Origin of the sequence: Microbacterium invictum, from assembly GCF_014197265.1 — a bacterium.
Classification (GTDB): domain Bacteria; phylum Actinomycetota; class Actinomycetes; order Actinomycetales; family Microbacteriaceae; genus Microbacterium; species Microbacterium invictum.
This window is the reverse complement of record NZ_JACIFH010000001.1, coordinates 73,021-86,921: the sequence shown is the minus strand read 5'-3', so window position 1 is coordinate 86,921 and position 13,901 is coordinate 73,021. Positions and strand designations below refer to the sequence as shown.

Genomic DNA, 13,901 nt, shown 5'->3' with positions numbered 1-13,901 from the left:
GCATCGAACGCGGCTCGGCGAGCGTCGCGCGCGCGGGGCGGCGTGAGCACCGACGACTCAGTGCGCAGGGTGCGGTTTGACCGCGCGATGCAGCGCAACGATCCCGAACGACAGGTTGCGATGCGCGACCCCGGTCCACCCCGCTTCGCGGATCCAGGCGGCGAGCGTCGCCTGATCGGGCCAGTCGCGGATCGACTCGCCCAGGTAGTCGTAGGCGTCGGCATTCGAGCTGACGGCTTTCGCGGCCACCGGCAGCACACGGTCGTTGTAGAAGCGGTAGAACGCCCCGAACACGGGCGACGGCGGCTGCGAGAACTCGCAGATCACGAGCTTGCCGCCGGGCGCCGTGACCCGCAGCATCTCGCGCAGCGCGAGCTTCGGGTCTTTGACGTTGCGCAGGCCGAACGAGATGGTGACCGCGTCGAACTCCTCGTCGCCGAAGGGCAGCGCCATGGCATCCGCTTCGACGAAGCTCAGGTTCGCGATGTCGCCGTGCCGGCGACGGCCTTCGGCGATCATGCCCGGCGAGAAGTCCGCTGCGACGACCTCGGCGCCGCTGCGCGCGAGGCTCACCGAGCTCGCGGCGGTGCCGGCTGCGAGGTCGAGAATGCGCTGGCCGGCACGCGGCGCGATCGCCCGCGTCGTCGCAACCCGCCACAGCTTGTCGTTGCCGAGGCTGAGCACCGTGTTGGTGCGGTCGTAGCCGGCGGCGACCTGGTCGAACATGCCGCTGACGCGGTCGGGATCCTTGCCCAGGTCAGCGCGTCGCGGTTGCTCAGTCACCGTTCGATCCTAAGCGTTGCCACTGCCGGGGCCCGGCCCGAGCTCTGCCAGCACCGCGAGCCAGCGCGCCGATGTCGCCTCATCGAAGGGCGGGGTGGATGCCGTGACCCGGCGCTCCAGGTCAGCCGTCACCCGCTCGAGCCGTGCCATCACCTCGGGCGGGTAGCCGAACTGCTGGGCGTGCTCGTCCCACTCGTCGCGGTCGTCGACGAAGATGCCGCGCTCGTCGGTGGCGTGGATGACGTCGAGGTCCATGTCGATGCCCTCGGGTTCGCCGCCTCGCCAGCCGACCTGCCAGGCGACGTCGATGTAGATCCACATGCGCGGGTGGGAGGCGTTGAACGTCGCGGCCCACTCGCCGTCCGGCGGCATGAGCGTCACGTTCGGGCCCTCGGCGCGCAGTTCGCGACCGGGCCGTGAGCTGAGCGCCCCCGGCCATTGGCCGACCCAATCGCCCCACTCGTCGCTGCCCAGGTAGACGCACTCGTGCGCCCAGTGCGGCGAGCCGTCCCATTTGCGCCAGCGGAAGGTGAGGCGTGCGCCGGGTGCGGGTCGTGTCGTCACCTTCGCGAGTGTAGGCGGTGCCCGATGACGCGGCGCCGTGCGCGCGGCGCGACGGATGCTGCTCCCGTGCGAGCGGAATAGGCTGACAGGATGCCCACCCGACAGCTTCCCGCCCCGCGACTGCGCGCGGTCACTCGCGAGATCGAGGCGGTGGACGAGCTCCTCGAGTACGCAGCACCCGCAGACCCGCTGGTCTGGTCGCGCCGCGGCGACACGCTCGTCGGCACCTCGGCCGTCCTCGAATACGAAGGTCCGCCGGACGACGCCGCACAATGGTGGCAGCGGGTCGCCGACGCGGGTGAGGTCGACGATCCGCTCGGCATCCCCGGCACGGGTCTGATCGCGTTCGGCGCGCTCCCGTTCGACCCCGCTTCGGCTGCGCAGGCGCGCCTCACCGTCCCCGCGGTCGTGCTGGGACACCGCGGCGGCCGCACCTGGATCACCCGCATCTCCCCGATCGACCAGCCCGAACAGCCGGGCCCCGGCCAGCCGGGCCCCGAGACGCCCGGCCGGCCCGAAGTGGAGTCGCCCGTCGAGCCGGCGCCCTATGGCCCGCACTGGTCCCCCACCGTCGGTCCGGGGGCGCTGACACCGGAGGGCTATCAGGCTGCGGTGCGCGCGGGCCTGGCGGCCATCGCCGGCGGCGAGGTGAGCAAGGTCGTCCTCGCCCGCGACCTCGTCGGCTCGATTCCGCCCGGCTCCGATCTGCGCCGGCTCGTGCGCGCCCTCACCGTCGCGTATCCCGATACGTGGGTCTACGCCGTCGACGGCCTCATCGGCGCGAGCCCCGAGACGCTCCTGACGGTCTCGGGCGGCACCGTCACCGCTCGCGTGCTCGCCGGGACCATCGCGCGCGGCGTGGACGCGGATGCCGACACCGCGGCATCCGTCGCCCTGGCCACCAGCGCGAAGGACCTCGACGAGCATCAGTACGCCGTCCAGAGCGTTCTCACCTCGCTGCGGCCGCACACGAGTGCCCTCGTGACCGAGGAGCAGCCGTTCATGCTGAAGCTGCCCAACGTGTGGCACCTCGCCACCGACGTGGAGGGTACGCTGCAGGGCGGCGCGTCAGCGCTCGATCTGGTGCACGTGCTGCATCCGACGGCGGCTGTGGCCGGAACGCCGACGGATGCCGCGATGGACCTCATCCGCCGGCTCGAGCCGTTCGATCGCGGCCGCTACGCCGGTCCGGTGGGCTGGATCAACGCGCACGGCGACGGCGAATGGGCGATCGCGCTGCGGTGCGCGCAGTTCGAGCTGGGGGCGGCCACCGACGACGGCGGCATCCCGTTCACCGCCCACGCCGGTGCGGGGATCGTCGCCGGCAGCGATCCCGAAGCCGAGATGCTCGAGACCCGGCTGAAGTTCCGTCCGATCGTCGACTCGCTGGCGTGAGCTGACTCAGCTGGCGGCCAGCCGCTTCTTCTCGGCCTCGACGTCGAAGTCCGCCGCCGGCCACTGCGGATCGATGCGCTCGAACGCCTCGATCAGCAGCGTCTGCACGGCCAGTCGCGCGTACCACTTGGCGTTCGCCGGCACGACGTGCCATGGGGCCAGGTCGGTCGAGGTCCGCTCGAACACGGTCTGGTAGGCGTCCATGTACTGCGGCCACAGCAGCCGCTCGTCGACATCGCCGGGGTGGTACTTCCAGTGCTTGTCGGGGCGGTCGAGCCGTTCCGTGAGCCGCGCCTTCTGCTCGTCGGCCGAGATGTGGAGCATGACCTTGACGATGTGGGTGCCGCTGTCGGCCACCCGCTCCTCGAAGGCGTTGATGGCGTGATAGCGGCGTTCGATCTCCTTCGGCGACGCGAGCTCGCGCACCCGGCCGATCAGCACGTCCTCATAGTGCGACCGGTCGAACACCCCGATGTATCCGGCCGGCGGCAGTTCTTTCTCGATGCGCCAGAGGAAGTCGTGCGCACGCTCTTCGGGCGTCGGCGCCTTGAATGCCTTCAGCCGGACTCCCTGGGGATCGGTCGCTCCGATGACGTGGCGCACGATGCCGCCCTTGCCGGCGGTGTCCATCGCCTGCAGCACGAGCAGCACCGCGGGGGTGTCGTCGTCGACGCGGCTCTGGGCGTACAGCCGCTCCTGCAGCTCGTCGAACCTGCTCTCGCCGTCGGCCAGCTGCTTCTGGCCGTCCTTCTTGCCGCCGTCCACTCCGGGCGTGGCGTCCGGGTCGACCTCGCTGAGGAGGAACCCCGCGCCGACGCGCAGCAGGGCGCCCGACAACTCGGTCTCGTGCGTGCTCTCTTGGGCCATGGACTCATCATGGCCCGAAACAGGCGTCAGCGTTCGAGTGGGACCTCGATGATCTGACGCCCGCCGACCGGCGACGTCAGCGCCTGGTCGAGGGCCGCGCGGGTGGTCACCCGCCGGTGCTCCCACCCGTAGGCGGCGGCCAGCTGCTCGATGCGGGCCGTGTGCGGCGTGTAGAGCACGCGGTCCATCGCCTCCGCGGAGGCGACCGCGGCCACCTCGAGTCCGTCGAAGATGGTGCCGCCGCCGTCGTTGCCGACGATGACCTGGATGCGCGGCTCGTCTTCACCGGGCGGCAGCAGCATCGCGCCGACGTCGTGCAGGAAGGCGAGGTCGCCGACCAGCAGCCGTGTCACGCCGGGTGCTCCCCCGGTCTGGCTGGCGATCGCGACGCCGGTCGCGGTGGCCAGGGTGCCGTCGATGCCGGCCAGGCCCCGGTTGGCGTGCACGGGCACCCGCTTGCCGCCGAGCACTGCGTCGGCGACGCGCACGAGGCGCGACGAGGCGAACATGAGCCGGTCGTGCGGCCACGTCGCCCGCCACACGGCGTCGACCAGGGCGGTGCGATCCAGCGGCGCGCGGATCACCTGCAGTTCGGCGGCGATCGCCGGCAGCCGCCGCTGGGGCTCTGCCGACGAGAGGCCCTCCGCGTCGGGGGCGGCGGGGCTGAGGTCGGTGGATGCCGCCTGTGAGGCCCGCATCCAGGCGCCGAGCCATGCGCGATCGGCGTCGCCGGGGCTGACGGTCACGGCATCCACCGCCCGCGTCGCGCCGTTCAGATTCAAGAGCTCGCCGGGACCGCGGACGGCGAGGATCTCGACGTCGGCGCGTGATAGCAGCGCGACGATCTCGCGGCTGAGCGTCGGGTGGCCGTAGACGATCGCGCGCTCGACGCGACCGCCCAGCGCGGGCTCGGCCAGCAGGGTGCGGTAGCCGTGCACGAGGTGGCGGCCGAACCGTGCGCCGCTGACGATCTCGGCCACGAGCGGCCAGCCGCCGTCGTGGGCGAGGGCTTCGGCGTCGGGCCCGGCGTCGGCGCCCGCGACGACGATCGTCCGCGGGCCGCGGGGCACCGGGGTCGGTGCCGGAGCGGGCGGGGCGGATGCCGGGGCCGCGAGGTCGTCGTCGATCCAGGGCGGCAGGGTGCCCGCCAGCGGCTCCCGGTAGGGCAGATTGAGGTGCACCGGGCCCGCCGTCCGGCCGTCGGCGCCGAGGCTCGCCGCCACCGCGAGGCGCGTCACCCGGCGGACCTCGGTGATGGCGTCTCCGGTGCCGTCGGAGTCGAGCTCGGCCGGCACGGGCAGGTCGGCCTCGAATCGCACGTAGGGGGCGAACATGCCGGGCTGATGCGTGGCCTGGTTGGCGCCCACGCCGCGCAGCTCAGGGGGCCGATCGGCCGTCAGCAGCAGCAGCGGGACCCCGGCGTGGTGGGCTTCGAGCACAGCCGGCAGAAGGTTCGCGACGGCTGTACCGGAGGTGCAGATCACCGCCGCGGGTACGCGGTTCTCGCGGGCGATGCCGAGGGCCGTGAACCCGGCGACGCGCTCGTCGATCCGCACGTGCACGCGGACACGGCCGCGGGCTTCGAGGTCTGCAGCGACGAGCGCCAGCGCCTGCGAGCGGGACCCGGGGCTGACGATGAGATGCTCCACGCCGAGGGCGTTCACCTGTGCGAGCAGTGCCGCCGCGGCATCCATCGCCGGAGCGCGCCCACCGTCGGGCGCGTCAGCGCGCGCAGGCTCGCCGGGCGCCATGTCAGCCGTGGGTGCCGGTCTGATCGTCGGTGTCGCCGTCGCCGGAGCCGTCGTGCGGCCGAGGGACGGGCGGGTCGTTGCGGGGCGGGTCGTCCGCCTCGGAGTCCAGCGCGGCCAGTTCTTCTTCGAGCCTGCGGATGCGTTCGTCCTGGTCACTGGTCGAACCGATGCGTCCGAGGAACTCGGGGTTGTCGTCGGGGGCGCGGTAGCTCGGGGCGGCCTTGGGGCGGCTGCGGCCGACGATGAACCAGAGGATGCCGCCGATCACCGGCAGGAGGATCACGATGAGCAGCCACGCGGGCTTGCTCACGCCGCGGTGCCGCGTCGGCGGTTGCAGGGCGCAGTCGAGGATGCTGAAGATCCAGAAGGCGATCAGCAGCAGAGCCAGGGGTATCAGGACTCGCGCCATTCATCCATCCTAAGTCGCCGGACCGCGCTCCGGGCCCGCCGTGGCCGTACGTAGACTGGAGGGATGCGCACCCGTTCCGTCGTCGTCTACACGGTGCTGCGTCTGCTGCTGTTCGTCGTGCCGTTCGGCATCATGATGCTGTTCCCGATCATGCGCGAGTTCTCCTGGCTCGCGGCGATCTTCGCGGCCCTCATCGGCCTCAGCCTGTCGATGCTGCTGCTTCGGCGGCCCCTCGATGAGGTGACCAGCGATCTGGCCGAGCGCCGGGCGCGGGCACGCGGCCAGGTGAGCGATGAAGATGCCGAGGATGCCGCCGTCGATGACTCCGAGCCGGGAACGACCGGGCAGGTCTGACGCGGCTCAGGCCTGGCCGCGAGACGGCGCGGACCCGCCGGTCCCGCGGACAGGGGTCAGCCGACGAATGCCCACAGCAGCAGGGCGCCGTACCCGAGTGACGTGAGCGACGTGACGCCGAGGGCGACGACCAGTTCGCGCGGGTGCCGGTAGGTCCACACGATCAGGATCGCCGCGGCGGCCGGGATCAGCGCGAGCAGCGCCAGCCACGCGATCGGGTAGAACAGCGCCAGGAAGGCCGCGATCGCGAACGGCACGATCATCAGCACCGTGTACAGGATCTGCGTCCAGAGCTTGCCGATGCGCACGGTCAGGGTCTTCTTGCCAGCCGCGCGATCCTGGTCGATGTCGCGCAGGTTGTTCGCGAGCAGCACCGCGCACGCGAGGGCACCGGCCGCGACGCCGCCGAACCAGGCCTCCTGCGGCACCGCGCCGGACTGCACGAAGGTCGTGCCGGCGGTGGCGACCAGCCCGAAGAAGACGAACACGAACAGCTCACCCAGCCCGGCGTACCCGTAGGGTCGTCTGCCGCCGGTGTAGAACCACGCGGCCACGAGGCATGCGGCGCCAACCAGCAGCATCCACCAGTGCTGAGTGCGGATGACGATGGCGATGCCGGCGACTGCCGCGACGGCGAAGAACACGAGCGCGGCGTTCAGCACCCTGCGGGCGGGCACCTTGCGCGAGGCTGTGAGACGCGCAGGGCCGACGCGATGGTCATCGGTGCCGCGGATGCCGTCGCTGTAGTCGTTGGCGTAGTTCACGCCGATCTGCAGCGCGACGGCGACGATGAGGCAGCACAGCGCGATGACCCAGTGGAACCGCGGGTCGATGATGAGCGCCGCGCCGGTGCCGATGAGGATGGGCGTCACCGCGAGCGGCAGGGTGCGCAGCCGGGCCGCGCCGACCCAGTCGCCGAACGTCGCCGGCTCGACCGTCCGCGGGTCGCGCGAGACGTGCGCCTTCTGCGGGTTGCCGTGTCGCTGCCGCTTCTTGGCGCCGGAATGCTTCTGCTGTCGGGATCTGCCTGCCACGACCAGTCATCTTAGGCCGACGCCCCCTGGCAGGCCGTGCACGGCGCGACGAGAATGTCGGCATGCTCCGCATCGGCACGACCGTCCTGACCGTCGAAGACCTCCCCCGCGCGGTCGCGTTCTGGACCGCCGCGCTCGGATACGCGCCCCGCAGCGCACCGTCGGACGACTGGGCGATCCTCGATCCGCCGGGCAAGGCGCACTGGAGCGGACTCGAGGCGAGCCTCGCCCTGTCGGTGACCGGATACCCGCAGCACTACCCGCCGCGCCTGCACCTCGATCTGTACGCCGAGGACCGGGCAGGCGAGACCGCGAGACTGCTTGCGCTCGGGGCGCGGGAGGTCGACTGGAACGGGTACCCCGACGACGCCGACTACATCGTGCTCGAAGACACCGAGGGCAATCGGTTCTGCGTCGTGGAGACCGGGCCGTTCTCTGGCACCGGCTGACTCTTCGGCAGGACGCCGCGGCAGGCGTCGCGCGGCCTGTTCAGTGGGCGCCCACGCCGGGAATGGATACCGGATACCCGGCGCACGCGCCAGGTGAAGCCCGCGCGTGACCGGTTCAGTGGGCGCCCGCGCCGGGAATGGATACCGGATACCCGGCGCACGCGCCAGGTGAAGCCCGCGCGTGACCGGTTCAGTGGGCGCCCGCGCCGGGAATGGATACCGGATACCCGGCGCACGCGCCAGGTGAAGCCCGCGCGTGATGCTCAGTCACCGATGAGGTCGCGCAGCGCGACCCGGTCGGGTTTGCCGCTCGGCAGCGTGGGCATCGCGTCTACGAGTATGACCTCGCGGGGGCGCGCCGGAGCGCCAAGTTCGTCGCCGACGGCATCACGCACGTCGGCGAGGAGATCCCGCGACAGCGCATCAGCGCGCCCCGCCACGTCGCGTGCCGGAACATCGCCCCGCGGCACCACGACGACGGACGCCTGCCCCCACCGATCGTCGGCGACGGGCACGACGACGGCGCGCTCCAGGCCCGCGATGCCGCGGACAATGTGCTCGACGCGGTCGAGCGAGACGTTGATGCCGCCCGAGACGATGACGTTGTCGCGACGCCCGGTGATGCGCAGGACGCCGTCCGAGACCTCGCCGGCATCGCCGGTGCGGTACCACCGCGTGCCGTCGACGTCGCGGGGGAAGATGTCGTCGGTGCGCTCGGGATCGCCGAGATACCCGTCGGCCAGCGTGGGCCCGGACAGCTGGACTTCGCCGTCGACGACGCGCAGGCCGACGCCGCCCAGCGGCCGGCCGTCGTACACGCAGCCGCCGCTGGTCTCGGTCGAGCCGTACGTGCGGACGATCCGTGCGCCCGCCGCGGCGGCGCGTTCGGCGAGCGCGAGGGGCAGCGACTGGCCGCCGACGAGGATCGCTTCGAACGAGGCCAGGCCGGTGCGGATGCCGGCTTCCTCTCCCTCGAGCAGCGTCTGCAGTTGCGCGGGGACGAGCGAGGTGTACGTGGGCATCCGCTGCCCGCCTCGACTCGAGACCATGCCCGCCGCCGCAGCGGCGAACGCCTGCGGAGTGAAGGAGCCGGACAGGATCCCCGGTTCCCGGCCGCCGACCAGCGCCCGCACGAGCACCTGCACGCCGGCGACGTACGACGCCGGAAGCGCGAGCAGCCAGGCTCCTTCGCCGATGCGGTCGGCCGTCGCGAGGGCGCTCGAGGTCAGCGCGGCGCGGCTCAGCGCGACCCGCTTGGGGTATCCGGTCGACCCGGAGGTCGTCAGCACGACGGCCGTGCCGGCGGGCACCTCATCGGGCAGGGGCGCCGCGGCCGCGGTAGTGCCCTGATCGGAAGCCGGGCGGGGCCCTGAGGGCGCGGTCTTGCCTCGATCGGAGTTCGGGCGGGGCGCCGCGGCGGCAGTATCGCCTCGATCGGAGTTCGGGCGGGGCGCCGCGGCGGCAGTATCGCCCCCATCGGAGTTCGGGCGGGGCCCCGAGGCGGCAGTATCGCCCCCATCGGAGGCCGGGCGAGGCCCCGAGGCAGCGGGGTTCGCGCCGAGCGAGGCAGCGGGGTCCGCGCCGAGCGCGACGGCGGGACCCGAGCCGAGCACCGCCTGGCGCAGCGCCCGGAGCACGTCACGCGGATCGGCGCCCGCGACAGCTTCGAGTCTCACGGCGAACAGCCCCCGGATCCCTTCGCGCCGGCATCCGTGATCTCACCTCTCATGCGGCGGCCTCTGTTCGGCTCGCAGGAGATGTCCGCCGGCACGGCTCTCCGCACGGCGGAATGCGGCCCGAATGGGGCCGGCACGCGCGAAAGTCCTGCGAGACGAACATGCTCAGAAGTGGTACGGGTAGGGGGCCCAGTCGGGGTCACGCTTCTCGAGGAACGCGTCGCGGCCCTCGACGGCCTCGTCGGTGCCGTAGGCGAGGCGCGTGGCCTCCCCGGCGAACACCTGCTGGCCGACCATTCCGTCGTCGACCGCGTTGAAGGCGAACTTCAGCATGCGGATCGCCGTGGGCGACTTGCCGAGGATCGTGCGCGCCATCGCGATCGCCTCGCCCTCGAGCTCGGCGTGGGGCACCACCCGGTTGACCGCGCCGATCTCGTAGGCGCGCTGCGCCGAGTACTCCTCGGCGAGGAAGAACACCTCGCGTGCCGTCTTCTGGCCGACCTGACGCGCCATGTACGCCGAGCCGTAGCCGGCGTCGAACGAGCCCACGTCGGCGTCGGTCTGCTTGAACTGCGCCCGCTCCGAGGCGATCGACAGGTCGCAGACGATGTGCAGCGAGTGCCCACCGCCGGCCGCCCAGCCGGGGATCACGGCGATGACGACCTTCGGCATGAACCGGATCAGCCGCTGCACCTCGAGGATGTGCAGTCGTCCCGCGCGGGCGGGGTCGGCCACCGACGTCTCGTCCTCGGAGTACTTGTAGCCGTCGCGCCCGCGGATGCGCTGGTCGCCGCCGGAGCAGAACGCCCACCCGCCGTCCTTGGGGCTCGGACCGTTGCCGGTCAGCAGCACGACGCCGATCTTCGGGTCCTGCCGGGCGATGTCCAGCGCCCGGTACAGCTCGTCGACCGTGTGCGGGCGGAACGCGTTGCGCACCTCGGGTCGGTCGAACGCGATGCGCGCGATGCGGCCGTCGGTCGAGGTGTGCGCCGTGATGTCGGTGTAGTCCTCGGCGCCGGGTGCCGGCATCCATTCAGCAGGGTCGAACAGCTCGGAAACGGTCACCTGCCCAGCCTACGCGGAGGCGCGCGGCGCTCAGCCAACCGTGCGATCCTGGAAGGGAGGGTGTTCATTCCGAATGGATGCCGGAGAAGAGCGGCCCATGCAGATCAGAACTTCGTCGGATTGGCGCGATGCCCTCCCCTTCGACACCCCGGTCCGGGCCGACGAGGCCATGCCGGGCGAACCGGCACGGTGCGCGGCCTGCCCCGTGGACGAGCCCGCGCGGGACCGCGCCGACCTGTGGGCGGTGAAGCTGCGACACCCGAACAACCCGGCCGGGTTCGTGCGTCTCTACTGCGGCATCCACCGCCCGCTGCCCCGGCGTATGACGCCCGAGCCCGAGGGCCGAGCGCGCCGTCAGCGCAGCGCCGCACCGCGCAAACCGGCCGCCCCGAGTATTCCGGAGCGGCCGGCTGTGCTGTGCCCGGACTGCTTCATCGAGGTGCCGCCGTCGGGCCTGTGCGGGATGTGCGGCCAGCAGGTCGGCTGAGCCTTCCGGTCAGCGACGGGCCTTCAGGAACCCGTCGATGATGTCCCACACCGAGACCCCGGCGATGACGAAGCCGGTGACGATCGTGACGATCTGCTGCACCTTCGGCCCCTCGCCGTCGGTGACGAGCGTGGGGAAGAACTCCGGGTTCAGCAGCTGACCCTGGAAGAGCAGCCAGAGCGCGGGCACCGCCACGGCGACGGCGAGCACGGTGTTGAGCACCGCCAGCGGCATGGTCCAGCGACCCTTCAGGAACACGGCGATCGCGAGAGCGGCCTCCATTGCCATCACGACGAACAGCCCGGCGATCCACCAGGGCCACAGGTCCTGGTTCAGGAACGACAGGTGCATGCCCGGCACGAAGCCGAGGAAGTGATCCCACAGCACCGCGGCGGCGCCGATCAGCAGCATGATGATCGCCGCGACCATGTCCACGAAGGTCGCGCCGCTCTGGCGGGGCTCGGGCAGCTTGTCGAGGCTCCAGGTCGTCAGCGGCGCGGCGTCGTTCCCCGACGAGCGCTCGACGAGCGCGAACACCAGCGTCGTCCAGAACACCGTGTGCACGGCGACGGTGATCGTGATGCCGATCGTGGTCCCGATGATCGTGCCGGGCGCCTCGCCGCTGAGGGCCTGGCCCAGCGCGACGCCGAACGCGGCGGCCGGCGGCACGATCCACAGCAGCAGCTTCACGAGGCGCAGCCAGTCGAGGTAGTAGCGCGGCCCGATCAGCTGCAGCGTGCGGTCGGCGTAGCCGGCGGCGAGCGCGTCGGGGTCGCCGAGCGCGGTGAGCACCTCGCGTTCGAAGGCGCCCGCAGGCTGGCCGTCTGCGCCGCGGTCGTCGATCTGGTCGGCGATCGACGCGCGCAGCTCGGCGGCGACGTCGGCCCGCTGCGACTCGGGCAGCGATCGGATGACGGCGTCGATGTAACGGTCGGTCAGGGTGGCGGTCATGTCAGCCCTCCTCGGGCAGTGCGGCGATCGCGGTGGCGATCGCGTCGAAGTCGGTCGTGAGAGCGCGCGCCAGCCGCCGGCCGGCGTCGCTCGTGCGGTAGAACTTCCGCGGACGGGACTCGTCCGTGTTCCACTCGCTCGTGAGGTGCCCCTGCTTCTCGAGACGGCGCAGGAGCGGGTAGAGCGTGTTGGCGTCTGTCTCGAACCCGCGGCCGGTGAGTTCTTCGAGAAGCGCGTACCCGTACCCGGAGTGCTCAAGCAGCCGCAGGCACGCCAGCACGACGGTGCCGCGACGGAGCTCCTGCAGATGCGTCTCGAGGGCTTCGGTATCGGTCATGATCAACACTATACAGTATGATACACACTATAGGCGAGTGACACATCATTGGACTGCGGCCGGCGCGTAAACGGACCAGGATGGACCCATGACCGCCACCCGCCTTCCTCCACTGGCCGATCTGTTCGCCGAGGTGCACGTGGTCGCCTTGCCGCTGGTCACCCGATTCCGCGGGGTGGATGTGCGCGAAGCGCTGCTGCTGCGCGGCCCCGAGGGGTGGACCGAGTTCTCACCGTTCGCCGAGTACGACGACGCCGAGGCGGCGACCTGGCTGGCCGCGGCGATCGACTTCGGCTGGACCCGGCAGCCGGCCCCCCTGCGCACGGCCATTCCGGTCAATGCGACGGTGCCGGCCGTGACCGCGGACGCCGTGCCGGGAGTGCTGGCGCGGTTCGATGGATGCCGGACGGCGAAGGTCAAGGTCGCCGAACGCGGCCAGTCGCTCGACGATGACGTCGCCCGCGTCCGCGCCGTGCGCGAGGTGATGGGACCCGAGGGCCGCATCCGCATCGACGCGAACGGCGGCTGGAACATGGATGAAGCCGAGCACGCCCTGCACCGGCTGGCCGAGTTCGACCTCGAGTACGCCGAGCAGCCCTGCGCGACGGTGGAGGAACTCGCCGAGCTGCGGCGGCGCGTGAAGTACATGGGCGTGCCGATCGCGGCCGACGAGAGCGTGCGCAAGGCCGCCGACCCGCTCGCGGTCGCGCGGGCCGGCGCGGCCGACCTGCTGGTCGTCAAGGCGCAGCCCCTGGGCGGCGTGCGCCGCGCACTCGAGATCGTCGCGCAGGCCGGGCTGCCGGCGGTCGTCTCGAGCGCGCTGGACACGAGCGTCGGATTGTCCATGGGCGCTGCGCTGGCGGCATCCCTCCCCCAGCTCGACTACGACTGCGGACTGGGGACGGCCGCGCTGCTGCGCGCCGATGTCACCGCCGCCCCGCTGGTGCCGCGGGCAGGGTTCGTCACGGTCGAGCCGGTCGCACCCGACCCCGACCTGCTGCGCGCGCACGCGGCATCCACCGACCGTCGGCAGTGGTGGCTCGACCGGGTCTCGCGCTGCTACGGGCTGCTCGCCGCAGTCAGCTGACGTCGACCAGCAGCGTCACGAGGTGCTCGAGGCGATCGGCCAGCACCGCACCGATCTGCGCCTCGCTCTTGCCTTCGATCGTCGCGAACATCGAGCTCTCCTCCGAAAGACTCAGCAGCAGCCGCGCCGCCTCGTCGACGCTGAGCCGCAGGCGGACGCCCTGGGTGTCGACGACGGTACGGATCACCGCCGCAACGCGGGCCTGCAGCCTCTCGTGCCAGGCGAGGTAGGCCTGCGCCATCCGCGGATCGCGGAGCGCCTGCGTGCGGATCTCGCTCATCAGCTGCGGCTCCGTGTGCTCTCCGAGCGAGACGCCGAGCACCTGTCGCACGAGCGCGGCGGGCTGCAGCGGGGCCGAGGTGCTCAGATCGCGCACGCGACCGGCGACCTCGTCCATCTTCGCCTCGGCCATTCTCGACACGAGGGCGAGGAACAGCTCGTCCTTCGAGTCGAAGTTCGAATAGAACGCCCCTCGAGTGAAACCCGCGCGTTCGCAGATCGCCTCGACCGACGCACCGTCCATGCCGACCTCGCCAAAGATCTCGTGCGCCGCGTCGAGCAGCCGCGCGCGCGTCTGCTCGCGGCGGCGCGTGCTCGGCCGTGTGGTCGCGTCGCTCATGCGGGCGGCCTCCTTCCGGCATCCATCATCCGATGTTCACACCGACTCCCCAGGATTGCGGGGAGCCGCGTCG

Annotated in this window: 16 protein-coding genes; 5 read left to right on the top strand and 11 right to left on the bottom strand. The window is 71.8% G+C overall.

Annotated features, from left to right (window positions below):
• Positions 1–57 precede the first annotated feature (57 nt).
• Positions 58–783 carry a demethylmenaquinone methyltransferase gene (locus BKA10_RS00435; RefSeq protein ID WP_183497933.1) on the bottom strand — a complete coding sequence of 242 codons (726 nt, stop codon included), beginning with the start codon at positions 781–783 and terminating at the stop codon, positions 58–60.
• Positions 784–792: 9 nt separating this feature from the next.
• On the bottom strand, positions 793–1,347 hold the full coding sequence (locus BKA10_RS00430) for a DUF402 domain-containing protein (protein ID WP_183497931.1): 555 nt from the start codon (positions 1,345–1,347) through the stop codon (positions 793–795).
• Positions 1,348–1,437: 90 nt separating this feature from the next.
• On the opposite strand from BKA10_RS00430, the gene BKA10_RS00425 reads away from it, so the two are divergent.
• Positions 1,438–2,742 carry an isochorismate synthase gene (locus BKA10_RS00425; RefSeq protein ID WP_183497929.1) on the top strand — a complete coding sequence of 435 codons (1,305 nt, stop codon included), beginning with the start codon at positions 1,438–1,440 and terminating at the stop codon, positions 2,740–2,742.
• A gap of 6 nt (positions 2,743–2,748) precedes the next feature.
• Here the strand turns inward: BKA10_RS00425 and BKA10_RS00420 are convergent, their stop codons facing one another.
• From BKA10_RS00420 to BKA10_RS00410, 3 genes are read right to left on the bottom strand one after another with little or no spacing between them, the layout of a single operon-like run.
• Positions 2,749–3,609, bottom strand: coding sequence for a PPK2 family polyphosphate kinase (locus tag BKA10_RS00420; protein WP_183497927.1), 861 nt, complete (start codon positions 3,607–3,609; stop codon positions 2,749–2,751).
• 26 nt (positions 3,610–3,635) lie between these two features.
• Positions 3,636–5,360, bottom strand: coding sequence for a 2-succinyl-5-enolpyruvyl-6-hydroxy-3-cyclohexene-1-carboxylic-acid synthase (menD, locus tag BKA10_RS00415; protein WP_183497925.1), 1,725 nt, complete (start codon positions 5,358–5,360; stop codon positions 3,636–3,638).
• Between the two features lies 1 nt (position 5,361).
• Positions 5,362–5,769, bottom strand: coding sequence for a PLDc N-terminal domain-containing protein (locus BKA10_RS00410; RefSeq protein WP_183497923.1), 408 nt, complete (start codon positions 5,767–5,769; stop codon positions 5,362–5,364).
• 63 nt (positions 5,770–5,832) lie between these two features.
• Here BKA10_RS00410 and BKA10_RS00405 point away from each other — a divergent pair, with 63 nt between their 5' ends.
• Positions 5,833–6,123, top strand: a complete 291-nt coding sequence (locus BKA10_RS00405) for a DUF4229 domain-containing protein (protein ID WP_183497921.1) — start codon at positions 5,833–5,835, stop codon at positions 6,121–6,123.
• A gap of 56 nt (positions 6,124–6,179) precedes the next feature.
• Here the strand turns inward: BKA10_RS00405 and BKA10_RS00400 are convergent, their stop codons facing one another.
• Positions 6,180–7,157: a 1,4-dihydroxy-2-naphthoate polyprenyltransferase gene (locus tag BKA10_RS00400; protein WP_183497919.1), complete on the bottom strand. Its 978-nt coding sequence runs from the start codon at positions 7,155–7,157 to the stop codon at positions 6,180–6,182.
• A 62-nt stretch (positions 7,158–7,219) separates the two neighbouring features.
• Here BKA10_RS00400 and BKA10_RS00395 point away from each other — a divergent pair, with 62 nt between their 5' ends.
• Positions 7,220–7,606: a VOC family protein gene (locus BKA10_RS00395; protein ID WP_183497917.1), complete on the top strand. Its 387-nt coding sequence runs from the start codon at positions 7,220–7,222 to the stop codon at positions 7,604–7,606.
• Between the two features lie 263 nt (positions 7,607–7,869).
• Here the strand turns inward: BKA10_RS00395 and BKA10_RS00390 are convergent, their stop codons facing one another.
• Together BKA10_RS00390 and BKA10_RS00385 are read right to left on the bottom strand one after the other, a co-directional pair.
• Positions 7,870–9,282, bottom strand: coding sequence for an AMP-binding protein (locus BKA10_RS00390; RefSeq protein WP_308221564.1), 1,413 nt, complete (start codon positions 9,280–9,282; stop codon positions 7,870–7,872).
• Positions 9,283–9,447: 165 nt separating this feature from the next.
• Positions 9,448–10,347 carry a 1,4-dihydroxy-2-naphthoyl-CoA synthase gene (locus tag BKA10_RS00385; protein WP_183497915.1) on the bottom strand — a complete coding sequence of 300 codons (900 nt, stop codon included), beginning with the start codon at positions 10,345–10,347 and terminating at the stop codon, positions 9,448–9,450.
• A gap of 97 nt (positions 10,348–10,444) precedes the next feature.
• Between BKA10_RS00385 and BKA10_RS00380 the strand changes: the two genes are divergently transcribed.
• Positions 10,445–10,834, top strand: coding sequence for a glucose-6-phosphate dehydrogenase (locus BKA10_RS00380; RefSeq protein ID WP_183497913.1), 390 nt, complete (start codon positions 10,445–10,447; stop codon positions 10,832–10,834).
• A 9-nt stretch (positions 10,835–10,843) separates the two neighbouring features.
• Here BKA10_RS00380 and BKA10_RS00375 read toward each other — a convergent pair whose 3' ends face one another.
• Together BKA10_RS00375 and BKA10_RS00370 are read right to left on the bottom strand one after the other, a co-directional pair.
• Positions 10,844–11,785, bottom strand: a complete 942-nt coding sequence (locus tag BKA10_RS00375) for an HAAS signaling domain-containing protein (protein WP_183497911.1) — start codon at positions 11,783–11,785, stop codon at positions 10,844–10,846.
• Between the two features lies 1 nt (position 11,786).
• Entirely contained in the window at positions 11,787–12,122 is a 336-nt protein-coding gene (locus tag BKA10_RS00370) for a PadR family transcriptional regulator (protein WP_183497909.1), read from the bottom strand.
• A gap of 88 nt (positions 12,123–12,210) precedes the next feature.
• On the opposite strand from BKA10_RS00370, the gene BKA10_RS00365 reads away from it, so the two are divergent.
• On the top strand, positions 12,211–13,209 hold the full coding sequence (locus BKA10_RS00365) for an o-succinylbenzoate synthase (protein WP_183497907.1): 999 nt from the start codon (positions 12,211–12,213) through the stop codon (positions 13,207–13,209).
• On the opposite strand, the gene BKA10_RS00360 is transcribed toward BKA10_RS00365, so the two are convergent.
• The gene (locus tag BKA10_RS00360; RefSeq protein ID WP_183497905.1) at positions 13,202–13,828 is read right to left on the bottom strand and encodes a TetR/AcrR family transcriptional regulator; all 627 of its coding nucleotides are present in this window, start codon (positions 13,826–13,828) and stop codon (positions 13,202–13,204) included. The genes BKA10_RS00365 and BKA10_RS00360 overlap by 8 nt on opposite strands.
• Between the last annotated feature and the right edge of the window lie 73 nt (positions 13,829–13,901).